This window comes from Streptomyces sp. NPDC002566, assembly GCF_042889585.1.
Taxonomy (GTDB): Bacteria; Actinomycetota; Actinomycetes; order Streptomycetales; family Streptomycetaceae; genus Streptomyces.
Window position 1 is genome coordinate 49,686 of sequence record NZ_JBIARD010000007.1, and the last position, 23,404, is coordinate 73,089.

Here is a 23,404-nt window from a genome sequence, read left to right on the forward strand (position 1 = left end):
CTCGTGTCCGACCCAGGTCGGACACGAGCCCTTTCGGTTTTGCCGAGGGCGCGGTTGCTTCTTCGTACTCCTACCGCAGGAGGCGATGCCGTCGGTGGTGACGGCGGGGCGCCCGCTCGTCGCGGAGACGACTATCTTGACGGTGTGCTTGCCGGCGGAGGACCAGGTTTGGGTCCAGAGAGCGTTGCGATAGGCCGTGATCGTCGACTTCAAGTCGACGGTCGCGGTCTTGGTTCCGTCGACGTAGATGACGGCCTGTCCGGAGGTGGTTGTAGTAGGCGAGGGTGGCGCCGGGAAGGGCGGTGGTGCGGCCGAGGTTGTCGTAGACGTCGCCGGTGTCGACGAGACGGTCCGCGCTGTCGTACGTGGAGTGGGTGTGGTGGCGCCGGTGGTGGTGCAGTCGAGACCGACGCCGGCAGTGGCGGTGGCCAGGGACTTGCGGTTGCTGTTCCTGTCAAGGTGTAGGTGCGGGTGGTGCACACGGCGTCGGCGCCGGTGTCCTGGACCTGGGTCAGGCGTCCGGTGTTGTCGTAGGTGTAGGCCTGGGAGCCGGTGACGCCGGGGGTGACTCCGTGGGCGACGATCTGGCTGTGGGTGTTCTCGCTGACGGTGTCGGCTGCGAGAACGGTGCCGTCGCTGGTGCGGGTGTAGGTGCGCGCGGTGGGTGAGCCGGTGGTGTCCTGCTCGTCGCTATGGGTGTAGCCGCCGGGCAGGGTTGGGGTGGCCGGGTCACCGTCGGCGTCGTAGCGGGCGGTGAAGGTGCCGGCGACCGAGTCGGTGACCGAGGTCCGGGCTGTCACCGAAGCCCCGGGAGGTCGACGCCCACCGCCTCGTACGCGCGGGCGAGCTGCTCCAGGACAGACGCCCAGCCGTCCGGGTCGAGCTGGAGGACGACCAGCAGGGGCGGCCCGCTGCCGAGCCGCCGCGATCTCAGTGCCATGTCCGGCATATCCGCAGCGTGCGCAGACCACCCGCGACACGCACCCGCACACCACGAGTCGACCTCTGCCAGAACGGTCCGGCAGGCACCCGAGAAGGGCCGCGCCTGTGCTCTCCGGTCGCGAGACCGGTCGGCCCGCATGTTCAGGAGCCGCGTACCCGCAGCAGCCGTTGGCCGATCGTCACGCTTCACTCGCGTCGTGCTGACCGCTCCGTTCCGTGTTCATGACCTGCTGGACCCTTCCTGCGGTCGGCAGGACGGCTCGGGGAGGTCGGATAGGCGCCGCGCCCAGAAGGGGCGGTCGGTCCAGCGGGCCTCCTGAGCGTGGATGACACGGTGGCCGCGCAGATACGCGCTCCGTGCGGCCGCGACCTTGTCCGCGTATGCGGCGAGGGCCGAGTCCGCGCCGTAGGGGGCGCGCCCCAGGCGGGTGTCGACGGCCAGGCCCGCGCCCAGCCCGGTGTAGAGAGCGGTCAGCACGCCCTGGGAGGAGAGCGGGTCGAACGCGACCGCCGCGTCCCCGGCGGCGGTCCAGCCGTCTCCGTACACCGTGTCCAGGTGCGCTGTGTGCGCGGCGGCCCGGCGGGGCGCGGCAGGTGACATGGGCGGGGGTCCGTCCCGGTGGATCCATCGGGACACGTGGCGGGTGGCCGTCATCCGTCGGCGGAAGTGGCGTGCGGTGTGGGAGGCGGCGGGCAGGTCCGCGTCGGTGAAGTAGGCGACCAGTCGCCCGCCGGACGGCTGCGGGGCGGTGTACCACCAGCCGTCCTCGTCGGACTCGACGAGGGAACGGCGGTCGGTGTCCAACGGGTCCGCCTCCAGGGGCACGTACAGAGCCGTCAGCCGGTCCCCGACCCGCCGCCGGGCCCCGCAGCGAACGGCGATCGCGGCGGCGCGGCCGGTGGCGTCGATCACCCAGCGGCAGCGCACCAGACGCTCGCCACCGGACCGGGTGCCGGCAGGGCCGGTGCCGCCGCGCAGGAGCAGGGTCCAGCCGCCGTCCGGCGTCCGCGCGGTGTCGCGTACGGCCGAGCCCTCGGCGACCTCGGCCCCCGCCGCGCGCGAGGCGTCGCGCAGACGCCGGTCGAACAACCGCCGGTCGAGGTGCCAGCCATGGCCGTGGGGGTCGTTGATGAAGTCCACGGCGTGCAGGTCGGCCGAACCCCACGCCGAGAGGCTGCCGTAGCAGGGCAGATGCCCGGAGTCGACAACACGGTCGGCGACGCCGAGGTCGCCGAGCACAACCCGCGCGGCGGGCACGAGCGTCTCGCTGATCTTGGGCGGCCCGGTGCCGGCGTCCGCCAGCAGAACAGTACGGCCGGCGCGGGCGAGCACGAGCGCGGCGGCGCAGCCGGCCGGACCGCCGCCCGCCACCACGACGTCGTAGGTGTCCGTGCCGGGAGCGAGTGCGGCGCTCACCGCGCGTCGCGGAAGGGGTCGAGTATCTCGAGATATCCGGCGGTGATCTCCTCCTCGCGGTAGCCGGTCGCCCGGGCGGCCTCGCCGATCACCCGTGCCGCGGAGGCGGCCTCGGCGGTTTCGGGGGAGAGCCTTTCCTCGGTCCCGATGCCCGCCCCTGCGGACAACACGTGCGGACCCGCCTCGGGCACGTGCAGGTTGACGAGGTTCGCCGTGTCCGGTGCCTTGTCGAGCGGTTGTCCCGGGCGCGACTCCACCAGGATCCGTTCCGGGAACTTCCCGTCGCCCACTGTGTAGGGGCGCACCTCGACGATGCCGAGCTTGGCCCAGTCCTTGATCATCTGTGTGCGCTGCTGGTTCATGGTGCCGTTGAGGCCGCGCAGCCAGGTCGCCCGCCGCTCGAACGCCTCTTCACGGGCGCTGTCGTCGCTCCCTGTCGACGGCGTGTTGACCTTCTCGAAGTCCTCCAGCTTGAGGACATGGTTGGGTACCTGGGCAGGCCAGAAGGTCGGCAGGTAAGGGCTGTACCGGGGCCCCAGGTTGGCCAGCACCTCATAGCCGGAGCGGCAGCTCGCGGTGTCCGCCTGCCAGGGGGCGGCCATCCAGCGAGTGAGGTCTCCGGGCCCCTGTGCGTACAGGGGCCCGTTTGCGGCGAGCGCCTCCTGCGGGGTGAGGGTGGGCCCGTAGTCGGGTTCCGCGGTGCCGGCGGCGCGGTGCCGGATGCGGAAGGGTTCACTGAACATGGTCGCGTGCCTGATCGGCCAGGTGACCTCGCACCCCGGGTGGAACGCGTCGGCGGCGCAGTTCTCCAGGGCCGCCCGGTCCAGCAGCCCCGGCTGCTCGCCGACAGGGGCGTCGTCGACCGTGGGGCGCGGCTGCCGCAGGGTTGCGGCTCGGAAAGCCCCGTCCGCCCAGCGCTGCAGCATCCAGTCCTGGGTCGGCGTCAGCACCAGGTGCTGACGCACGGACTTGGGCTTGCTGGCCATGGCGTCGCCGTAGATCCACAGCCACGGCAGCGGGGACATTCCGTCCCGGTCGTAGTCGCGCAGGGCGGCGTACGTCTGGCGGCGCAGTTCCCGGTTCCGGTCGGACGGATCGGCGAGCCTCTTGCGCATGGCGGGCGAGAGGAAGAAGTGGGGGCCGTTCCAGCCGAAGTGTGCCGCGAATCCCTGGTTGACCCACTGCAGATCGCAGAACCGGCGGAGGATCGGCTCGATGTGATCGGTGAACGAGATCTGCTGCGGGCGGGTCAGCGAACCGGCCTGGACGAAGACGTCGAAGAGCAGGTCGTGGAGGGTACGTATGGACTTCACGCCGGGGGCGTAGTGCGGAGGCCCCACCACGACCCAGGCCGGGGCGGCGGTCAGATCCTTGCCGTCGATACGGACCGTCGCCGTCACCGGGCCGTCGGACACGTCGTCGTACCAGGTGTTGTTGTTGGCGACCCCGGTGATCGGCTGGTTCTTGTAGGAGGCGGAGTTTCCCCGGCCACCGAGCACCACCAGGCGGCCGTCGGAACGGGTGGAGATCTCGCCGAGGTACACCGCCTTGCCCATGATCTTGCCGGTGTCGAACTTCTGCGTCTCGGTCTTCGAGCCGCGGACGGTGCGGCTTCCGGGGTCGTTGACCAGCTTCTTCCTCTCGGCGCCCACGACGTCGGCGTTGCGCAGAGCGTATTGCTCTGCCGCGAGCGTCTTGCCCTCGGGTATGTCCAGTGCCAGATGGAACTGGTACCAGGCCGCCTTCTTGTTGGCCAGATGCACCGTCCACTGGATCTCGGAGACCCCCTCGGCGCCCGGCTTCAGCTCCCTCACCACCTCCCCCGCAGCGTTGTATCCGTACACACGGAACCGTGCGGCCTGCCTGCGGAGCGCCCCGGAACCGTCCTTGTAGGAGCCGGGGTCCCCTGGTTTCTGGTCCGGTGATTCCGGGCCGAGGAAGGGTGCTTCGACACTGTTGCCGACCCTGGCGACACCGATGGCGGGGTGAATCTTCACCTTCACGATCTGACTGTCCATCGAAGAACCTTCCGTTGGGGGCCGTCGGGATGCGGTCTCGAACGTAAGACGTGCGATTCCGCCCGGGGGTCACACCGCTCAGGAGCTGATCGACGTCATCCGGTCATCACTGACCTTCTCCCAACTGCTGTCGGAGACCCGCGAGTTCGACCCGGTCGGAGGTGTGTGGCCGCACCAGGGGAGATCGCTGGCGGAACTCACCGGACGCGGTCTCGATCAGCTCACCGCGCCTCTGCTGCTACAAACGGTTCCTCGAACTGACCATGTAGGACACGGCCTTAGGGCGCGGGAGCTCACGGTTCGAGGGTGTTCCAGAAGTCGGTCAGGACCCGGGCGCTGGTTTCGGGGTCCTGCGCCATCCAGAGGTGGGAGAGCCCTGGCAACCGTACGATCGCCGCACCCGCTCGCTCACCGGCGCTCGCGGCGAGTGGTTCGTCGCCGAGCGGGTGGGCCTGAGGGATCAGAACAAGCCCGGGGATACGCGCGGCGGCGGGCAGGTCATGACCCCAGTCGGGGGCGAACCCCGCGGGGGCCGAGCGGTAGAGCAAGAGGATCGCCCGGCTCATCCCGGCGTCGTGGGCGGCGTCGAACTGTGCGGCTAGGGCGGTGTCGACGCCGAGAGGCGCGACGAGCGGGCCGAGCGAGCCGGCCGGCGGGCGCAGGGCCGCCAGAAACTGCTCGCCGGTGTCCGCGATGAGTTGCTGCGCGATGCCGTGCCAGGTGTAGGCGGGGTGCCATGCATGCATGACGTCACTGACCCAGCTGCGGATCGGCAGCGTCGTCGTGGTCACCGCTCGCAGCACGAGATGGGCTCCCCAGTCGTGCCCCACGAGATCCAAGGGGCCAGGGATCGCGCGCAGTTCGTCGGTCAGCCACTGCGCGAAGTCATCCTTGCCGCGGTAGGCGTCGGGCAGGGGGCTGCCGAAGCCGGGCAGACGCAGCGCGATGCTGTCACCGTCCACCTGGCGACGGAGGGACTGCCAGACGGCGGGAGTTTCGGGCACGCCGTGAACGAAGACGACGGTCATGTGGGTGGTGTTCCGTTCTGTGCTGCGGAGGGGGTGGTTCGGGCTGTTCCCGGGGGCGAAGGTAGCTCTCCGCATGCCTGTATCTTCAAGGCAACCGACCCGGAGGGACCGCGAGATGGGCGCTGCGTACGAACTGCTGGCCGCCGGCTGCCCGAGCCGACTGGTGCTCGACCGGATCGGGGCCCGCTGGTCGCCGACAGTGCTGACCGCCCTGGACAAGGGTCCGATGAGGTTCACCGAGCTGAAGAGGCTCGTCGACGGTGTCACCTCGAAGGCGCTGACCGAGACGCTGCGAGCCCTGGAGTATGACGGTCTGATCGACCGCGCCAAGACACCGTCCATGCCCCCGAGGGTCGACTACTCGCTGACCCCGCTCGGCCGCTCGCTGCTCCAAGCCCTCATCCCCCTGCGCGAATGGGCTGAACAGCATGCCCCTGACATCCTCGACGCCCGCCGTCGCCACGACGGATGAGAGGCCGGGCCGCCGCGTCCGGCGGAAGGCCGACCGGCGGAGCTCCTGAGCCGCCGAACTCGAAGGCTCCGACGTCCGCGCGGCCCACCCCGACCCGCGGGATGCCCGCCTGGGCGTCGGAGCCTTCGCGGCTGCATCAGAGCGTGCTGTCGTCCCCGTGGCTGCGCACGATATCCTTGACCTTGGCCACAGCAAAGCCCCAGCCCTGCTCGACGGTCGGCTTGGCCGGCACCGCGATCTCGTCCGGGTTCGTGAGCACGTCGAGCAGCACCGGCCCGGGGGTGTCGAAGGCGCGGCGTACGGCCGTCTCCAGCTCGGTCGGGTCGGTCACGCGGATCCCTGAGAGGCCCATGGCCGTGGCGACGGCGGCGAAGTCGGGGTTGTCCAGGACGGTGCCGAACTCCGGCAGTCCTGCCTGCTCCTGTTCCAGCTTGACCATGCCCAGGCGGCGGTTGTCGAAGACGACGAGCTTCACGGGGAGGCGATGCGTCTTCAGTGTCATGAGGTCGCCGAGGAGCATGCTGAGCCCGCCGTCCCCGCAGAAGGCCACGACCTGCCGCTCGCGGTCCAGGCACTGCGCGCCCAGCGCCTGCGGCATCGCATTGGCCATCGAGCCGAGGTTGTAGGAACCGATGAGCCGCCGCTCGCCCCGCATCTCGACGAACCGCGAGAGCCACACCGTCGCCATGCCCGTGTCGGAGGTGAACACGGCGTCGTCGTCGGCCAGCCTGTCGACCACGGCCGCCAGCGCCTCCGGCCGTATGTCGTGGGTCCGGTTGTCGAACGAGGACCGTACACGGCCGATCAGGCCCTTGTCGTGAGCCGGATCAGCCAGCCGCGCCTGGCCCTCGCGCCACTGCTCGAACCGCCCACGTGCCTTCTCCAGATGTGTGCGGTCACGGGCGCCTTCCGTCCCGGCGGGTGCGGCGGCGAGGTGGGTGAGAAGGTCACGGACGCTCACGCCCGTGTCGCCGACGAGGCCGACGTCGACGGGCACCCGCCGTCCGATGTGGGCGGCCTCGGTGTCCACCTGGATGACGGTTTTGCCCTCCGGATACCAGTCCCGGTAGGGGAAGTCGGTCCCCAGGAGCACCAAGGTGTCCGCGTCCTGAAGGGCCGACGCGGCGGCCGGGTTGCCGATCAGCCCGGTCTGGCCGACCTGGAACGGGTTGGTGTCGCCTTCGAAGCCCTCCTTGGCCTTGAGCGTGAGCACCATCGGCGCGGCCAGCCGGTCGGCCAGGGTCAGCACGTCCTCTCGCGCGCCGCGTGCGCCCCGGCCGACAAGCAGCGTGACCCGTTCCGAGCGGTCCAGGAGTGCGGCTGCCTTCCGCACGGCGGACTCCTCCGGCCGGCTGAGCGGAGCATTCAGGGAGAACCGGGCCGGGCGGTCCGCGTTCAGCTCTCGCTCCCCCAGGTCGCCAGGCACAGTCAGGACGGCGACGCCCTTGCAGCCCAGGGCATGTCGCACCGCCGTCTCGAGCATTTGGGGCAGTTGGCCGGGAGAAGTGATGGTGGCACGGAAGACGGCCACGTCGCTGAAGAGGGCGTCGTTGTCGACTTCCTGGAAGTAGTCGGTGCCCAGCTCGGCGAGCGGCACCTGGCCGGCGATCGCCAGGACGGGGGTGTGGCTCTTGGCCGCGTCGTACAGCCCGTTGAGCAGATGGACGGAACCGGGTCCGACCGTGCCCATGCAGACGCCGAGAGTGCCGGACAGCTGCGACTGGGCGCTCGCGGCGAACGCCGCCGCCTCCTCGTGGCGGCAGCCCACCCACTCCAGTCCCTCGGTGGTGCGTATGGCGTCCGTCAGGGGGTTCAGCGCGTCTCCCACCACGCCGAACACCTGGCGCACGCCGAGTTCGCTCAGTGCGTCCACGATGACGCGGGCGACGGTACGGGCCACGTGAGTCCTCCAGGTCAGACGGTGAATCGGTCGGGATCGGCGGCATGCCAGTCGGCTGCCCAGGCAGCGGGTGGATCAGCGAGCAGTTGCCCTGGGCCAAGCCATTCGTACAGTTCCTCATAGGAACGCTCGGTGTACGGATCGATGCGCCGGCGGAGCATGTGCGGGCGCAGCTCGGCGGGATCGGTGACGCCCATGGACGCCATGATCTGCAGGGCACTGGCCACGGTCGCCTCCTGGAACCGCTGGACGCGCGGCGTCTTGTCGCGCACGTCGAGGGCACGGGCGCGTCGGGGGTCCTGTGTCGTCACACCGGTGGGGCAGGTGTTCGTGTGGCAGCGCTGGGCCTGGATGCAGCCGACGGCGAACATCATCGCCCGCGCCGCGTTGCCGTAGTCGGCACCCTGCGCCAGGCGTTTGACCAGGTCGGTACCTGTGGCGATCTTGCCGCTCGCCCCGATTCTGACGCGGTCGCGCAGGCCCGCGCCGACGAGGGCGTTGTGCACGGTGAGCAGGCCCTCGGTCAGCGGGGCTCCCACGTGGTCGGCGAACTCCAGGGGCGCGGCTCCGGTGCCGCCCTCCCCTCCGTCCACCACGATGAAGTCGGGGGCCGTGCCCTCCGCCAGCATGGCCTTGCACACGGCGAGGAACTGCCGACGTGAGCCGACGCACAACTTGAACCCGGTCGGCTTGCCACCGGACAGCTCCCGCATCCGGGCGATGAAGCGGACCAGTTCGCGCGGAGTGGAGAAAACCTTGTGGTACGGCGGCGAGATCACCGTCCGCCCCTCGGGCACGTCCCGTACTTTCGCGATCTCGGCGTTGACCTTCGCGCCCGGCAGGACACCGCCGATGCCCGGCTTGGCGCCCTGGGAGAGTTTCAGGGACACGCACTTGACGTGATCGTGCGAGGCCTTGTCGGCGAACTCGGCAGGGTCGAAGTCACCGTCCTTGGTACGGCAGCCGAAGTAGCCGGTGCCTATCTCCCAGACCAGGTCCCCACCGGGCCTCAGGTGGTAGTCCGACAGGCCGCCCTCACCGGTGTCGTGGGCGAATCCCCCGGCGGCCGCTCCGCCGTTGAGCGCGAGGATGGCGTTGGCCGACAGCGAGCCGAAGCTCATCGCCGACACGTTGAGCAGCGCCATGTCGTAGGGACGGCTGCAGTCGGGGCCGCCGATCCGCACCCGAGGAGGCGTCTTCGGCACCGGGCACGGAGCCATCGACGGCACCAAGAACTCGTAACCGGGCTGGTACACGTCCCGTTCGGTGCCGTACGGCTGCTCGGCATCCGTGCCCTTCGCCCGCTCGTAGACGATGGTGCGGACATCCCGGTCGAAGGGGCGCCCGTCGAAGTTCCGCTCGATGAAGTACTGCTGCAACTCCGGGCGGATCCGCTCCAGAAGAAAACGGGCATGCCCCAGAACGGGGTAGTTGCGCAGCACCGAATGCCGGCGCTGCAGCAGGTCCGCCGCACCCAGCAAACCCAGCAGGAAGAGCGGTACGGCGGCCACGCACCACCAGGGTGAAAGACCGACCGCCGCAACGGCCGCCAGCATGCCGGCGACCAGAGTCAGGACGACCAGAGCCATACGAGTCACGTTTCGCTCATTGCCCCGGGTCGGCCCTCCAGTCCTGCGGGTTCGCCAAGAAACCGGCAAGGCGCGGTGCAGTGGCACGACCCTCCTCGGCAGCATCCGAAACGCAGTGCCGTGGAACGGCCCACCGGCAGCAGAAGCGGCGAGGCGCCGAGGACCTGTCTGCCGTCGTGATCCCGCTGAGTGGTGGGGTCAGCCGTCGGCGAGTATCGGGCCGGCCGGGGCAGAGAGTGTCCGGTGAGCGTGGGGGCAGGGTGTGGCAGCAGTGGTTGTAGGAATGCGCATCCGACGCAGGAGGTCACGGGTGGTGCGCTTGCGCAGCGTGCTGCGCCAGGTCAGTCCCGGGTGGCGGGACCGCAGGTGTGACAGCGCACGGGTGCCGAGACCGGTGCTGTGGAAGCGCTCGTCGATGACGACGGCGGTGATGACGCCCTGGGCGCAGTCAGTGCAGATCCGGTACCGGACCTGGCCGACGACCTGGCGGGTGTGCACGAGGAGCAGGCATTCGTCGCCCGGTCCGGGGTCGTCCGGGATGTGCGTGGACAGGAAATCGATAGCCCGGTAGGCCATGACGCGGCGGCGCAGACGGCCGGTGCGACGGCCTCGGCGCGAGTGCTTGGCACCACCGGGCGGCGATGTCCCGGCTTTGGAGTCCTGGCTGAAGAGACTGCTGCTGGCGGGACGCGCATGTTGTCCGTGCATGACGTCTCGTGTGCCCGCGCAGCCGACCGATACCCGTTCCAGCGCATGGTGCCGGCCGTGATCAGCGCGCTGATCGTCGTCCTCACCGGCCCGCCGGCCCGCCGGGCCCGGCCGACGCGCGGGATCAGGGCCGCTGCTTCGGTGGCGATGCCCCTTCCTTATTCGGCGTCCCTGGTGGTTCCAGCGCCCGGCGGCTGGCCCGGCCGTGGTTCGCCACGCTGATGTTGCGTCCTGGGAGACGGGCTGTCCCGGTCTCGGCCGCTGATACCGGTCACACCAGCCCTTTGACCTGTGTCAATCAAGGTGGCGGAGGCTCAGTGGCCCGGGGCGCAGTAACGGTCACCGGACTGCGTCCCGGGGGCGGCTGGTGTGCCGTTATTGCCGTGGGTTCGAGTCCGAAAGGGGGTTCGGGGGAGCCGAACTCGCGGGTGACGCGCCCAGAACGTACTGAGCGGGCTCCGGTACGTCCCGGCCCGCCGAACCGAGGGCCAGTCCGTGACCTCGTACGAGTGACGGACGGTGCGGCCGACACCGGCGCGGCGGGACACTGCGCCGGTGTCGACGGCGACGAGCTCGTCTGCGGGGCGCTGGGCAGGAAGTGGCGCCGCTACCACGACACCCATTGCGGGTGCGGGCTGAACTGGGTGACCGAACACGCAGAACCAGCCGGGTTCACCGTTGTCCGGGCGGCCAGCGGCTGGGTGGCCCTGGGGCCCGGTCTGACCGAAGGCGTTGACGAGTCGTCACTGACGGCGAATGCGCTGTGGGAAGCGGTGACCGGCAAGCCCGGCGAGGGCTGGGTGGAGACCCCTCACGTGATCGACCGCAGCGAGGCGGCCGAGAAGCCATCACCGGCGGATCCCCCGATCACCCCCTGCGCCACCAACGTCCCGCACCCGACCCGCCGCGACGACCGTGCCCCCCGCCACCAACGACGCACTCCCATACCTAACCGCACACCTTTCAGAAGTCTCGATGAAATTGCCCATGATCGGCGGTCACACTCAGCCCTGACCTGGCCCGTTCACTCTCTGACGAATTGAGCGATATCGGTTTCCCGTAGGGAATCCAGGGAGTCCAGCCGGGTCGCCACCTCGAGGAGTTGGTCGTATTCCGCCCGGAGAATGGGGACACGGTAGTACTCGATCGCTCGCGCCAGGTCGTCCACGGCCAGCTCCGCCTCATCGTTGTCGATCATGCTGACGACCGAGCGCAGTGCGTGGGCGGGCCTCTTCTCGTCGGCCACACGGCGGGCGATGCCCTCGGTGAGGGAACGCAGAATCTCGTCGGGGGAATTCGCGGGTTGCATGTCAGGCAAGTCCCTTCGGAGGACGGAAGAACCAGCGCGTCGGCGGGTGCCGTGGCGGGGCGGGATCGCCCGCTCCGCCACCACGGCGCACGGCGCGTCAGCCAGTCCTGTTGATGTAGGCGGTCGTAACGCCGAGCGGCTTCCCGTCAGGCGCCGCAGTGGTGCGGGAGTGCGCCGTGACCGTGTACTTCTTCTTCCCCCGGCAGCCGCAGCCGGTCCAGTACGAGTAGGTGATGTCCCACTCCCCGTCGTGGACACCACCCCACGCGTTCGAAGCGCACCTCATCGCGACCGGTGACCGCCCGGCCGCCGTCGCCCCGCACGGTCTCCGGATGGATCCTAAGACGCCCGGAAACCCTCACCGAGCCCGAACAACTCCAGCTCAAGATCGTCCGCGCTCAGTGCCCCGAACTCGACGCGCTCACCCGACACGTCCGGTCCTTCGCGATCATGCTCACCGACCGCCAAGGCGAGCGTCTCCCGGACTGGCTCCACGCCGTCCGACAGGACGACCTGCCCAGCCTCCGCACCCTCGCCGCTGGCATCGACCGCGACCTCGACGCCGTCACCGCCGGACTCACTCTGTCCTGGAGTTCTGGTGCGGCCGAAGGCCATGTCAACCGGATCAAGATGCTCAAGCGCCAGACGTTCGGGCGGGCAGGCTTCCGACTTCTCCGCAAGCGCGTCCTCCTGGCATGACGGAGGGTCGCCGCATCAAGGACGACGAGCCTGAATCCTCGACGCGAACAAGACCAATGGGGTCAGGTGTCGGCGCATTCGTCGATGACGGCGCAGGCCAGGCGGATGCCGCCCAGGTAGGCGGAGATGCCGTCATCGCCGTGCATGTGGGGCGCGTCCTTGAACCACTGCGGCCACAGGCCGCCCTCCTGGAGGAAGTGGCTGGCCCGGTCGCTGTGCAGGATTGAGTCGGTGTACGCCAGGGCGCCCATGGCTATCGGCTGGTCGTATGCGAGGTCGGGCCGACGCAGGTAACGATCCAGATAAGCGGCGAGCAGGTCGGCGTCCCGTGCGGCGCCGAAACTCGCCAACGCCGCGCAGTAGGCCCCACCCGCGCAGCAGACCTCGCTCTCCAGCAGCAGTGCTCCCAGACGCTCGCGGAATTGGTCACGGCGCGAGACGGCGGCGAGCCATGCCGCGGTGCGCCGCTCGCGCCAGCTGCCCTCGAAGAGGATGGTGAGCTCGGCATCGGTAACAGCCCTCGCATCAGCGGCCAGGGCATGAACGAACGGCTCGTACTCCTCGCGCGGCATACGAAGTACCGCTCCGCCGAGCTTCAGGTAGCGGCGCGCCGGGAGGCAGTAGCGGCGGTACAGAGTCTGCATCTCGGCGTCGTAGCGGATCACCACCTCATCCTCTCGCGACGAGCACGCAGCTGAGGGCGTAGCGCGGAATACGCCTGCAGTGTCCTCGAGACGGGTGGGACGCCACCTGGGACCCAGGTCGACTGAGCAGGGTTTCGAAGCACGCAGCGTTACTGCTCCACAGAAGATGAGCCAGAGCCGCGTCCAGCCAGATCCCGCAACTGCACGGCATCGACGCGGTGCGCCGACCCCGCCAGGGCCAGCGCGTCAGCGCGAGGCAGAACCAGCCACCGGCCACCCGTCACATCGGCGAGATGTTCAGCCGTCCCGCCCACCTACACCAAGCCCCGCGCGGGACATGAAGCTCCGTCCGCCTGAATTGGCAGGAAGCCGACGAGGTTGGATGGCTCCATGGTGAGACGAGAGCGGGAGAAGAAGAGGCGACCAGCCTTCGGCATACCGAAGAGCATCGTCCTGCTCGCGACGCCGGAAGGCTGGCGCCACAGTGTCCTCACCGTGGAAGGCGGGATGCTCTGCGGGCGCCTCGCCGACGTCCCGGTCGACGCCGGCCCAGCCGCGGCACGGGCCGCCGCGGCGGCCATGGTGGTGCAACTCGCACACGACTTCCACGAGATACGCGTCGACGTGACCTGGGATCCGCCCCGCAGCCCCGGGGCCTGGACCGCTCAGGTCACCGTTGCCTCGCCCCCACCGCGGCAGGAAGGGGCATGACGCCACGCTCGCCCCGCTCTACGGCGTAGCAATCTGAGGTGTCTCACGCCAGCGTCAGCGGCGGTGGCCGCCCCAGGTCTCCTGGTCGACGAAGCGACGGGGGTCGGTGCGCAGGGTGGCGGTGTCTCGGAGTACGGGGATGCCGTCGGCGGTGTGGAGGACCGGCCGGAAGGTCGCGGCCGCGCCAGTCGGCATGCCTGGGGCCACGCCATCGTGGGGCGTTTCTGCGGCGGACAGCGGCCTGCTCCTTGGCAGCCGTGCTGTTCCGCCCCGGCTCGCCCGCCGCGACGGCGTTCTGAGCGGTCATGTTCGTCTGCGAACCCCTGCTGCTCGCGCCGTAGGACGGCCGGTCCATCCGTCGCCGCCGGCACGGTCCTGCCCGCGTGAGCCATAAACGGAGCGATGACACATGACGCGGCTATAAACCCTAATGAGCCGATTGTCACTGTTTCGAGGTAAGCGTCTGGTCCGCTAGGTGGCTGCGGCCCGTCCAACGGCTAGCTTTCTACGGGCGAACGGATGCCCGTGATCCCTTCCACTCGTTTCCCACCCCTCCCTGTCTCCCGGTCGGCGCCCCGTGTGCGCCGGACGACCCGTCGCACAAGGAGAAAGCCCTGCGATGTCCGTCCACAGCATCCCGGAAGCGCCCACCGCGCCCGAGGCGCCGCAGCAGTCCCTGAGTACCGCCGCCGCCCGAAACCTCGCCACCACGACCAAGTCCGCCCCGCAGATGCAGGAGATCACCTCCCGTTGGCTGCTGCGGATGTTGCCCTGGGTCGAGGCAAAGGGCGGCGCCTACCGGGTCAACCGGCGGCTGCGCCACACTCTCGGCGACGGACGCATCGAGTTCGTCCAGGAGGGCGCCACGGTCCGGGTGATCCCCCGGGAGCTCGGTGAACTGGCCATTCTGCGCGGGTTCGAGGACATGGACGTCCTGACCGCTCTCGCCGACCGCTGCAGGCAGCGCGACTTCGCGGCGGGCGAAGTGCTCGCCGAGCGGGGCAGCCCTGCCGACCGTATTCACCTGATCGCCCACGGCCGGGTCAGGCAGACCTCCGTGGGCAAGTACGGCGAGGAGGTCGCCATCGCGGTGCTCGCGGACGGCGACCACTTCGGTGAGAACGCGTTGTCGGTCTCCGACGCCCGCCACGCCTGCACGGTCACCGCCGAGACCGCTGGCACCCTCCTGACCCTCTCCCGCGCCGACTTCACCGCCCTCCAGGCCTCCTCCCCCCGTCTCCAAGCACAAGTCGTTTCGTTCAACTCCCGTGCGCGTCAGGGGCAGAACAAGCACGGTGAGGCCGAGATCGCCGTGTCGGCCGGTCACGTCGGCGAGGCCGATCTGCCGGGCACCTTCGTCGACTACGAGCTGAAGCCTCGTGAGTACGAGCTCTCCGTCGCGCAGACTGTTCTGCGGATCCACACCAGGGTCGCCGACCTCTACAACGGTCCGATGAACCAGAGCGAGGAGCAACTCAGGCTGACTGTCGAGGCGTTGCGGGAGCGCCAGGAGCACGAGCTGATCAACAACCGCGAGTTCGGACTGCTGCACAACGCCGACTTCAAGCAGCGCATCCAGCCCCGCTCCGGTCCGCCGACCCCGGACGACATGGACGATCTGCTCTGCCGCCGGCGCGGCACCAAGCTGTTCCTCGCCCACCCCAGGACCATCGCCGCCATCGGACGCGGCTTCAGCGCCTGCGGTCTCTACCCCGACCATGTCGACCTCGGCGGGCAGTCCGTCCCTGCCTGGCGCGGGGTCCCCATCCTGCCCTGCAACAAGATCCCGATCAGCAAGGCGCAGACCAGCTCCATCATCGCGATGCGCACCGGTGAGGAGAACCAGGGCGTCATCGGCCTGCGGCAGACGGGACTGGCGGACGAGTACGAACCGGGTCTGTCCGTGCGTTTCATGGGCATCAACGAACAGGCCATCACCTCCTACCTCGTCAGCACCTACTACTCCGCCGCGGTGCTCCTTCCCGACGCCCTCGGCGTGCTGGAGAACGTGCAGGTCGCCCCGGGGCCGCGTTGAACGCCGGGCCGCTGCAGGTCCATGTCCGACACGCCCCGCGCGCAACGGAGCGCCCACCCCACCGCAGCAAGGAGCCACCGATGCCCGACTCCGGGCCCCTTGGGCCATCTCACCGTGAGCAACGGCCGACGCCGCCCACAGTCGTGCCGGACGCCCCCGCGCCGGTGGCGCCGGACCTTCCGGTCACACCGGCCGCGTCCGACTTCCTCGCAGCACTGCATCCGCCGGTCACGCTTCCGGCTGCGCAGTCGTCACCGCGAACGTCGCTGCCATCACCGCCTTCGGTGCCGTCGACGCGGTCATCGCGCCCGATACCTGCCTCCGTCGTACCGGACACGCCGGATACACGCGCGGTCGGCTTCGCTTTCCAGGGCGTCCTGCGCGGACCGACCGGACTGGGCACGAGCTCGCTCGACCTCGCCGGCAGGTACAAGCCCTCGCTTCCGGATCCGGTGAAGGCGGCACCCGCTCCACCCGCTCCACCCGCCGAGGGACGGGCCGTACCCGGCCTCTACCACCACCCCGTCCCGGAGCCCGACCCGGTGCGCGTCGAGGAGGTGAGCCGCCGGATCAAGTGCTGGGCCGAAGACGAGGTTCAGCTGTATCCGAAGGAGTGGGAGGGGCAGTTCGACGGCTTCTCCGTCGGCCGGTACATGGTCGTCTGCCACCCCGACGCCCCGACGGTCGACCACCTGATGCTCGCCGCACGGCTGATGGTCGCGGAGAACGCGCTGGACGACTGCTACTGCGAGGACCATGGCGGGTCGCCCGTCGGTCTCGGGGGCCGCCTCCTCCTCGCGCACACCGCGCTCGACCACGTCCACACCACCGCGGAGTACACGCCGGCGTGGCAGGAGTCCCTCACCTCGGACGCACCGCGCCGAGCGTACCGCAGCGCGATGGACTACTTCGTGCGCGCGGCCACCCCCTCCCAGGCCGACCGCTACCGGCACGACATGGCCCGCCTCCATATGGGATACCTGGCCGAGGCGGCCTGGGCGCAGACCGGCCACAACCCGGAGGTGTGGGAGTACCTGGCGATGCGCCAGTTCAACAACTTCCGCCCCTGCCCCACGATCACCGACACTGTAGGCGGCTACGAACTACCTGCTGACCTGCACGCACGGCCGGACATGCAACGGGTCATCGCCCTCGCCGGCAACGCGACCACCATCGTCAACGACCTCTACTCGTACACCAAGGAACTCGACAGCCCGGGCCGTCACCTGAACCTGCCGGTGGTGATCGCGGAACGCGAGCAGCTCTCCGAGCGCGACGCGTATCTGAAGGCCGTCGAGGTCCACAACGAACTACAACGAGCCTTCGAGGCCGCCGCGGCCGACCTCGCGCAGGCCTGCCCTCTGCCCGCTGTCCTGCGCTTCCTCAGGGGCGTGGCTACCTGGGTCGACGGAAACCACGACTGGCACCGCACCAACACCTACCGCTACAGCCTGCCCGACTTCTGGTAAGGAACGGACATATCTGTGACCGCTGAGACGACCTCCACCGCCACCGCGAAGATCCCGACCCCGGCCACGCCGTACCAGGAGGACATCGCCCGCTACTGGAACAACGAGGCACGGCCGGTCAACCTCCGCCTCGGGGACGTGGACGGGCTCTACCACCACCACTACGGCATCGGCGCCGTGGACCACGCCGCACTCGGCGACCCGGCTCACCACGAGTACGAGAAGAAGCTCATCGCGGAGCTGCACCGGTTGGAGTCGGCCCAGGCGGAGTTCCTCCTGGACCACCTCGGTGCTGTCGGTCCCGGCGACACCCTCGTCGACGCCGGCTGCGGGCGCGGCGGGTCCATGGTCATGGCGCACCACCGCTTCGGCTGCAAGGTCGAGGGCGTCACCCTGTCAGCCTCCCAGGCCGACTTCGGCAACCGCCGCGCGCGCGAACTCCGTATCGAGGACCACGTCCGCTCCCGTGTGTGCAACATGCTCGACACGCCCTTCGAGAAGGGCGGCATCGCGGCCTCGTGGAACAACGAGTCGACCATGTACGTCGACTTGCACGACCTGTTCGCCGAGCACTCTCGCTTCCTCAAGGTGGGCGGCCGTTACGTGACGATCACCGGCTGCTGGAACCCCCGCTACGGCCAGCCGTCGAAGTGGGTCTCCCAGATCAACGCCCACTTCGAGTGCAACATCCACTCCCGTCGCGAGTACCTGCGCGCCATGGCCGACAACCGGCTCGTGCCGCACACCATCGTCGACCTCACCGCGGACACCCTGCCCTACTGGGAACTGCGGGCCACGTCCTCGCTGGTCACCGGAATCGAGAAGGCGTTCATCGAGTCCTACCGGGACGGCTCCTTCCAGTACGTCCTGATCGCGGCCGACCGCGTGTGAGCCCGGCCTCGCGGTCCGGGGGGCCGGGCCGGCCCCCCGGACCGGGCAGCGCGCCCACCTTCGCCCCTGCAGCGGCGGGTGTCCGACGGGTGCCGCTACAGGTGCGCGGTGTGCTTGTGGTCGTGGCCCTTTCGCCCAGAGCGGGGACCATCCGGCGCGGGGGATCAACGGAGCACCGGTTCAAGCGGAGGCTGCCGTGGTGTCAGCTCAGGCGGTAGCTGAGGAGGGCAAAGCCGGCGTCCGCGGCGCGGTGCTGGTAGCCGAGAGCTTCTCCAGCGTCCCGGCGATCGCTTCCCACCAGGAGTCGGGCAGGTCCAGGTCCTGGCGCAGGATCGGGTCCTCGGACAGGACCGGCTCATCGACGCGGGCCGGCACCTCCGCCCGGTAGGCGGTGCCGTCGTCGAAAGCGTCGTGCACCCCCAGGAGTGCGGGCCTGTGCCCGTCGAGGTCGCCGAAGGCGTGCTGCGCGTCCAGGGCGTCGTCCCACAGCTTCCCCGACGCCTTGTCCTCCGGAGCCGACACCAGCCGCAGCCACGCTGATTGCCCGGTGGCGGTGCGGGCCGGGGCACCCAGGGTGCGCCCGGCCCGACCCCAGAACTCCCCGCCCGGCTCGGCTTGCGCGTCCAGGGCCTGCGCGGCTGGTCACCGATGGTCGCGCTGCAGCTCGAGTACAACCTGCTCCAACGCACCGCAGAGGACGATCCCAGTGGCCCGGGAACTGGGCCTGGGCGTGGTCCCGTACTCACCGCTGGGCGGCGGGGTGCTCAGCGGCAAGTACAGCCGGGACGACGTGACCGCGACGGGCGCGGCACCGGCGACGGCATCCGCAGGGGCCTCAGCCTCGCCCTGGGCACGCTCACCGAACGCAACCTGGCGGGGGCCCGCTCTCCCGCCCAGCCGGAGCCAAACCCTGGGCGCCCTGCAGATCGAGTTCACTCCCGCCCAGCCGACCCGCCCGGACACGGCGAGCGCGATCGAGCTCGGCCAGCCGCACGACCTGCGCGCGAGCGACCACATCCACCGGCGGCCTGCGGATCGAGACCCGCGGCTGACGGGCCGGCCGTCAGCCGCACCAGCCGAGGTCTGCTCGCCGTCCGGGCGAACCACGCGGTGAGCGGCAGGGACACCGCTGCCCCCGGGCCGGGGTCAGTGGTGATGCTTGTCCACTGCCCGGAAGCTGCCGACAAGCGCGAACGGCACCACGGCCCCATCGAAAACCACTGTCCCGGGGATTGCGTTGCTGGAATCTCCGCGCCCGATAGTCGCAATGGCAGCACCGTTGTCGCACGTAATCCCGGCGAAGAATTCCACCCTGTTGTCAGTTTCGTTCCGGACGTTGAAGCTGGTTGCCGGACTACTGATCACAGCGATGCACTCACCCCCCTCGACCGAATACGTCCGCTCGTTGACATAGACCCGTCCGCGATCGTCCGAACGGTCGCCGTACCTCGCCTGCCCGTTCCCGCCCGTCTGGCCGTTCCCGCCCGTCTGGCCGTAGCCGCCCGTCTGGCCGTTCCCTCCCACCTCTCCTCCTTCAGACAAGGAGGCGGCAGCCTCTTGCACCGACGGGGCGGACGCGGAATTCGAAGCCGACGCGTAGTCCACGGTGGTTACTGCCGCGACGGTGACGCCCACCGACAATGCGATACCGACCACGGTACGCGTCCGCATTCCGATTCTCCCTCTCGCAGGCATTTCGCTTCTCCATCTCTCAGGGGTGCCAGCCGACCCGGCCGCCTACGAATGAACCTACTCACGCCGAATTCTGTCGCCACTTCAGAGATCCACGAGAGACACCAAAAAGGGGCCGATCGGGCGTTCAAGAGTCCAGAAGTAATATGTGACGGATCGTCACAAAGTGAGAGGGGAAGCGACTTGGCTCAGGGCTGGGCCATAAGGGGGACACACTGACACCCCGTCATGCTTGTGCGCGCGTGTCGGGCATTGACAACGCTCCGCACGACGGCAAGGACGCCACTCTCAGACATCGGGATCTGACCTGGTCAGCGCCTCACAGCAGGAAGCCTAGCGGGCGCACACGCTCGCCAGGGGGCAGACTTGCCCAAACCCGCCGCACAAGGACCGGAACGCGGCCGGTCAGCCACGCCCACCGCAGCCGCAGCCGCAGCAAGTTGCTTTGCCGTGGAGGGGGTGTGGGTGACGGTCACGGCCTGTTCTTTGTCTTGTCGCGGGCCGTCTGGGGTGCCATGGCCCTGGTCGCTGGCTTTCCCCTTGGGGCGGTCCTGACCCGCCACTGGAACCACCGCGACGCGGGACAGCCCCACGCCACCACCTGGATCTCGCCCAGAAGCCAGGAAGACAATGGCACCATGACCGACCATCAGCTCCCCCATGCCCCCCGTCCACTGCTGCGCCGCCCTTCGGACGGCGAGCTCATCGACGTCGCCGGCGTCGCCCACTTCTTCCGGCTCACCGGCGAGCACACCGGGGGACGCTTCGCCTTCGAGGAGTTCAGCCTCGCCCCCGGCACCATCGGCGCCAGGCCACATGTCCACGAAGGACACGACGAATACTTCTACGTCCTCGAAGGCGAGCTGACACTCCACACCGGGGACGGCGAGGTGACAGCCGGCCCGGGCTGCCTGCTCGCCGCGACGCGCGGCACCCCTCACGGCTTCCGCAACGAAGGACCGGCCACCGCACGAGCCCTGTGCCTCTACACGCCCGCGGGCTACGAGAACTACTTCCGCGACGTCCACGCCGCCGTGACCTCCGGCGCCGAGGCGACCGACGAGCTGCTCGCCGAATTCCGAAGCCGATACCAGACCAGCACCTGCACCTGACAACCCGCCGCACAGGAAGGACCGTCGACCGCCGCAACCCGAAGAGCACCCGGCCCGGCCGCTGCGGCTGGGCAGGAGGTCGCCGGCGCCTCGGGTTGAGCGCTGTCGGTCAGCTCACGGGCGCCACGCCCGCGGAATGCGGCGAGCGGCTGCGGCATGGGTGTCCGCCCAGCGGCGGATGGAGCGGTACAACGTGGAAGTGACAGGCTCCACTGTGTGCGTCACCTCGAAGGGCTCGGTGACCGACAGGTAGCCCTGGTACGCCTGGAATGCCGTGACGCGCAGCAACTGTGCCCGGTCCAGGTACTCCCGCGCGAAGGGCAGATAGAAGCGATTCCACTGGTCCCCGGACACGTAGGGCAGCTGCTCCAGCAACGCCACTCCGTTCTCCGCGCGCCAACCGTTCAGGGCGTCCAGGATGGTGTCGAAGGCCTCCGCGACGCGCGGCGCGCCGGCGTGGCGGCCCAGTACGGAGAGCCTGGCGCCGGGGGGCCGGCCTCCCTCGACCAGGGCCGCGACGTGCCCGGCGATGTCGTCGGTGCTGACGATGTCCAGGTACGCGTCCTTGTCGCCGACCAGCGCGGGGACGGCTCCGGTGCACAACGAGGACGGCAGCCAGAAGAAGCCGCTGTACCGGTCCAGGAAGCCGTCCTCCCGCGCGCCCATCACGATGGGGAAGCGGACGATGTCCGCCCGCGCGTACTCGGCGGCGATCAGCCGTTCGGCGGCGGCCTTGGACCACTCGTACGTGTTGCGGTACGCCCTGGGTGACGTGGGCTCCACGCTGCCTGTCAGTCCGATCGCGTAGGAGGAGGACAGGTGGACGAGGTGGGTGTCCTTGTCCAGCCACTTGAGCAGGGCCCGCAGCGGAACCACGTTCGCCTGCTCCGACTCCTCCTCAGTGAGGTTCCAGCGGGTGTCAGCGGCGCAGTGGACCACCACGTGCCAGGGGCCTCGCAGCTCATCGGGGGCCTCTTCGGCGCCAATCCGCCAGGCAAGCTGGCGCGGGGAGCGGCCACCGCGGCTGCTGACCCCGTACGCGTCGTGGCCCGCCGCGGTCAGTCGGCGCAGGACGGCGCCGCCAACCGCTCCCGTGGCACCCGTGACGAGTATGCGTGCGGGGGAGGTCACGAGACGACGAGCCGCCTTTCGATCGCCCGGAGCATCTGATCGGAGTTCTCCCGCAGGGCCTTGGCCGCCACCGGGTTGAGCATGTCGGCCAGCAGCGGGATGCCGATCTCGAAGTCCACGGAGAACGTCACGAGAGAGGCGTCGCTGCCCTGCGGGTCCACCCGCCAGTAGCCGGAGAACCGGTCCAGGTCTCCGGAGATCTGATGGAACGTCATGGTGCGTGTGGCCTCGTCGAGCTGGTCCTCCTCGACCCACTCCAGCACCGAGCCCTTGAGGAGCACCGACCATTCGCTCAGGCGCTTGCCGTGCGCTTCGCCCTTCACAGTCACCGACTCGACGTTCTCCATGTACGCGGCGTAGTCCTCCAGTCGTGTGACGGCTCGCCACGTCTCCTCTACCGGCGCCTTGATCTGCAGGTTCACTTCGACATGGGGCATTGCTGACTCTCTTTCCTCGCAGAACGGTTCTCCGGGCGCACGGGCCGGTTCAGCCGGCCGGATCGAAGCTGATCTCCCGCCCGGTGCAGTGGTCTCCGACGACCTGGTCGCAGACGAGCAGGCTCGGTGGATGGTGGTGCGCGGCCAGGGAGTCGACCAGCAGGCGCGCGGCGGGCAGGCCGCTGGTGTACAGACGGCTTCCGACCACGGGCGTGAGGGCCGACATGACGCGGTCCCGTACGTCGCTGAGTGTGGCGCGCAGCGCGATGGCCGCGGCGAGGGCCGCGCGGCCGGTGAGCGCGCCGTCCTCGAAGTCCCGGCCGAGTTGGCGACAGGCACCACCGAGCGTCAGCAACTCCCTGGTCGCGCGGCCCAGCAGGGCCACGCGCGGGCCGTACTGGCCGGAAGCGGACACTTGCCGGTGGGCCAGGTCGAGCAGGGCGCTGAGAACTCCGTGGTAGGTGGCGCCCAGCAGCACCGAGAACCACACCATGCCGGAGATCACCGTGTCGTCGATGACGTCGGCCGGCCCGCGGTGGAAGACGAGCCGGTCGTCCAGCTCCACGTCCTGGAGCACCAGCTTTGCCGTGTCGGATCCGGTCATGCCCAGGGAGGGCCAGTCGCCCTCCACGGTCAGGCCCGGGGAGGCGGCCGGGCACAGGGCGAGGATGGTCTCGTCGGTCCCCTCGACGCGGGCGGTCAGGCACACCAGCGTGGCCGTGGAGGCAAGTGAGCAGGGGTACTTGACCCCGGACACGCGGTAGCCCTTGTCCGTCTCGACCGCCACGGACCGGCTGCTCATGAAGTTGGGGCTGCCGCCCGGCTCCGCGAAGGCCGACGCGACGAGGGCGCCCGTCCCGGCGATGCCCTCCAGCAGCATCCAACTGGTGTCCCGGTGGCGCTGCCAGTAGTCGGCCATCAGTCCCACGGTGAACGAGTGCATGTTCAGGGCGATGGCGGTGGACGGGTCGAGGGCGCCCAGGGCCCGCTGTGCGGAGGCCACGTGCACCAGGCCGGCACCGCCCCCGCCGAACTCCCGGGGGATCGCCAGTGCGGCGAAGCCGCTGGCGGCCACCTGCCGGATCCGGTCCGGGCCCGAGGCGTCGTCCGGCGCGCCGTCCGGCGCCCATTCGGTGTGCCAGCCGGCGTCGAGCAGCTCCCTGTGGGGCGCTTGCTCCTGTTCTGCGCGGTTGCCCATGT

23 protein-coding genes and 1 pseudogene are annotated in these 23,404 nt (G+C 69.7%); 8 read left to right on the top strand and 16 right to left on the bottom strand.

Annotated features, from left to right (window positions below; genetic code table 11):
* Positions 1-84: 84 nt before the first annotated feature.
* The 5 genes and pseudogenes from ACFYXA_RS26935 to ACFYXA_RS26955 all read right to left on the bottom strand — a co-directional run.
* Positions 85-270: pseudogene (locus tag ACFYXA_RS26935) on the bottom strand (hypothetical protein); the annotation flags it as partial.
* Positions 271-796: 526 nt separating this feature from the next.
* A complete protein-coding gene (locus tag ACFYXA_RS26940) occupies positions 797-940 on the bottom strand; it encodes a hypothetical protein (RefSeq protein WP_389037320.1) in 144 nt (47 codons plus the stop codon).
* A 222-nt stretch (positions 941-1,162) separates the two neighbouring features.
* The gene (locus ACFYXA_RS26945; protein WP_389037323.1) at positions 1,163-2,359 is read right to left on the bottom strand and encodes an NAD(P)/FAD-dependent oxidoreductase; all 1,197 of its coding nucleotides are present in this window, start codon (positions 2,357-2,359) and stop codon (positions 1,163-1,165) included.
* Positions 2,356-4,377, bottom strand: coding sequence for a LodA/GoxA family CTQ-dependent oxidase (locus ACFYXA_RS26950; protein WP_389037326.1), 2,022 nt, complete (start codon positions 4,375-4,377; stop codon positions 2,356-2,358). The genes ACFYXA_RS26945 and ACFYXA_RS26950 overlap by 4 nt, the downstream gene beginning before the upstream one ends.
* 293 nt (positions 4,378-4,670) lie before the next feature.
* Positions 4,671-5,405, bottom strand: a complete 735-nt coding sequence (locus tag ACFYXA_RS26955) for an alpha/beta fold hydrolase (protein ID WP_389037329.1) — start codon at positions 5,403-5,405, stop codon at positions 4,671-4,673.
* Between the two features lie 115 nt (positions 5,406-5,520).
* On the opposite strand from ACFYXA_RS26955, the gene ACFYXA_RS26960 reads away from it, so the two are divergent.
* A complete protein-coding gene (locus ACFYXA_RS26960; RefSeq protein WP_389037332.1) occupies positions 5,521-5,877 on the top strand; it encodes a winged helix-turn-helix transcriptional regulator in 357 nt (118 codons plus the stop codon).
* A 136-nt stretch (positions 5,878-6,013) separates the two neighbouring features.
* Here the strand turns inward: ACFYXA_RS26960 and ACFYXA_RS26965 are convergent, their stop codons facing one another.
* The 3 genes from ACFYXA_RS26965 to ACFYXA_RS26975 all read right to left on the bottom strand — a co-directional run bounded on the left by ACFYXA_RS26965 (position 6,014) and on the right by ACFYXA_RS26975 (position 10,074).
* Positions 6,014-7,777: a thiamine pyrophosphate-dependent enzyme gene (locus ACFYXA_RS26965; RefSeq protein WP_389037336.1), complete on the bottom strand. Its 1,764-nt coding sequence runs from the start codon at positions 7,775-7,777 to the stop codon at positions 6,014-6,016.
* Between the two features lie 14 nt (positions 7,778-7,791).
* Positions 7,792-9,375, bottom strand: a complete 1,584-nt coding sequence (locus ACFYXA_RS26970) for an FMN-binding glutamate synthase family protein (RefSeq protein WP_389037339.1) — start codon at positions 9,373-9,375, stop codon at positions 7,792-7,794.
* Between the two features lie 189 nt (positions 9,376-9,564).
* Positions 9,565-10,074 (bottom strand): hypothetical protein, encoded by a 510-nt coding sequence (locus tag ACFYXA_RS26975; protein ID WP_389037342.1) that lies wholly within the window; start codon positions 10,072-10,074, stop codon positions 9,565-9,567.
* A gap of 509 nt (positions 10,075-10,583) precedes the next feature.
* Between ACFYXA_RS26975 and ACFYXA_RS26980 the strand changes: the two genes are divergently transcribed.
* Positions 10,584-11,117: a hypothetical protein gene (locus ACFYXA_RS26980; RefSeq protein ID WP_389037345.1), complete on the top strand. Its 534-nt coding sequence runs from the start codon at positions 10,584-10,586 to the stop codon at positions 11,115-11,117.
* On the opposite strand, the gene ACFYXA_RS26985 is transcribed toward ACFYXA_RS26980, so the two are convergent.
* On the bottom strand, positions 11,099-11,383 hold the full coding sequence (locus ACFYXA_RS26985; protein ID WP_389037348.1) for a hypothetical protein: 285 nt from the start codon (positions 11,381-11,383) through the stop codon (positions 11,099-11,101). The genes ACFYXA_RS26980 and ACFYXA_RS26985 overlap by 19 nt on opposite strands.
* 294 nt (positions 11,384-11,677) lie before the next feature.
* Here ACFYXA_RS26985 and ACFYXA_RS26990 point away from each other — a divergent pair, with 294 nt between their 5' ends.
* Positions 11,678-12,082, top strand: coding sequence for a transposase (locus ACFYXA_RS26990; RefSeq protein ID WP_389037351.1), 405 nt, complete (start codon positions 11,678-11,680; stop codon positions 12,080-12,082).
* Between the two features lie 62 nt (positions 12,083-12,144).
* Here ACFYXA_RS26990 and ACFYXA_RS26995 read toward each other — a convergent pair whose 3' ends face one another.
* Positions 12,145-12,726 carry a DUF6000 family protein gene (locus ACFYXA_RS26995; RefSeq protein ID WP_389037354.1) on the bottom strand — a complete coding sequence of 194 codons (582 nt, stop codon included), beginning with the start codon at positions 12,724-12,726 and terminating at the stop codon, positions 12,145-12,147.
* A 390-nt stretch (positions 12,727-13,116) separates the two neighbouring features.
* Between ACFYXA_RS26995 and ACFYXA_RS27000 the strand changes: the two genes are divergently transcribed.
* A complete protein-coding gene (locus ACFYXA_RS27000) occupies positions 13,117-13,437 on the top strand; it encodes a hypothetical protein (protein ID WP_389037357.1) in 321 nt (106 codons plus the stop codon).
* Between the two features lie 54 nt (positions 13,438-13,491).
* Here the strand turns inward: ACFYXA_RS27000 and ACFYXA_RS27005 are convergent, their stop codons facing one another.
* Positions 13,492-13,632 carry a hypothetical protein gene (locus ACFYXA_RS27005; RefSeq protein ID WP_389037360.1) on the bottom strand — a complete coding sequence of 47 codons (141 nt, stop codon included), beginning with the start codon at positions 13,630-13,632 and terminating at the stop codon, positions 13,492-13,494.
* 424 nt (positions 13,633-14,056) lie between these two features.
* Here ACFYXA_RS27005 and ACFYXA_RS27010 point away from each other — a divergent pair, with 424 nt between their 5' ends.
* From ACFYXA_RS27010 to ACFYXA_RS27020, 3 genes are all read left to right on the top strand, one after another.
* Entirely contained in the window at positions 14,057-15,472 is a 1,416-nt protein-coding gene (locus tag ACFYXA_RS27010) for a family 2B encapsulin nanocompartment shell protein (protein ID WP_389037362.1), read from the top strand.
* Positions 15,473-15,552: 80 nt separating this feature from the next.
* Positions 15,553-16,941 carry a family 2 encapsulin nanocompartment cargo protein terpene cyclase gene (locus ACFYXA_RS27015; RefSeq protein WP_389037365.1) on the top strand — a complete coding sequence of 463 codons (1,389 nt, stop codon included), beginning with the start codon at positions 15,553-15,555 and terminating at the stop codon, positions 16,939-16,941.
* A 15-nt stretch (positions 16,942-16,956) separates the two neighbouring features.
* Positions 16,957-17,832 carry a geranyl diphosphate 2-C-methyltransferase gene (locus ACFYXA_RS27020; protein ID WP_389037368.1) on the top strand — a complete coding sequence of 292 codons (876 nt, stop codon included), beginning with the start codon at positions 16,957-16,959 and terminating at the stop codon, positions 17,830-17,832.
* 207 nt (positions 17,833-18,039) lie between these two features.
* Here the strand turns inward: ACFYXA_RS27020 and ACFYXA_RS27025 are convergent, their stop codons facing one another.
* Both ACFYXA_RS27025 and ACFYXA_RS27030 read right to left on the bottom strand, forming a co-directional pair.
* Positions 18,040-18,354 (bottom strand): hypothetical protein, encoded by a 315-nt coding sequence (locus tag ACFYXA_RS27025; protein WP_389037371.1) that lies wholly within the window; start codon positions 18,352-18,354, stop codon positions 18,040-18,042.
* 624 nt (positions 18,355-18,978) lie between these two features.
* Positions 18,979-19,503, bottom strand: a complete 525-nt coding sequence (locus ACFYXA_RS27030) for a hypothetical protein (RefSeq protein ID WP_389037373.1) — start codon at positions 19,501-19,503, stop codon at positions 18,979-18,981.
* Positions 19,504-20,162: 659 nt separating this feature from the next.
* Here ACFYXA_RS27030 and ACFYXA_RS27035 point away from each other — a divergent pair.
* Positions 20,163-20,636: a cupin domain-containing protein gene (locus ACFYXA_RS27035; protein WP_389037376.1), complete on the top strand. Its 474-nt coding sequence runs from the start codon at positions 20,163-20,165 to the stop codon at positions 20,634-20,636.
* Positions 20,637-20,750: 114 nt separating this feature from the next.
* On the opposite strand, the gene ACFYXA_RS27040 is transcribed toward ACFYXA_RS27035, so the two are convergent.
* Genes ACFYXA_RS27040 through ACFYXA_RS27050 form a run of 3 tightly spaced genes read right to left on the bottom strand, consistent with a single transcriptional unit; the run spans position 20,751 to position 23,402 of the window.
* Positions 20,751-21,767 carry an NAD-dependent epimerase/dehydratase family protein gene (locus tag ACFYXA_RS27040; protein ID WP_389037379.1) on the bottom strand — a complete coding sequence of 339 codons (1,017 nt, stop codon included), beginning with the start codon at positions 21,765-21,767 and terminating at the stop codon, positions 20,751-20,753.
* Entirely contained in the window at positions 21,764-22,204 is a 441-nt protein-coding gene (locus ACFYXA_RS27045; protein WP_389037382.1) for a type II toxin-antitoxin system RatA family toxin, read from the bottom strand. Before ACFYXA_RS27045 ends, ACFYXA_RS27040 begins: the two co-directional genes overlap by 4 nt.
* A gap of 49 nt (positions 22,205-22,253) precedes the next feature.
* Positions 22,254-23,402: an acyl-CoA dehydrogenase family protein gene (locus ACFYXA_RS27050; RefSeq protein ID WP_389037384.1), complete on the bottom strand. Its 1,149-nt coding sequence runs from the start codon at positions 23,400-23,402 to the stop codon at positions 22,254-22,256.
* Positions 23,403-23,404: the final 2 nt, after the last annotated feature.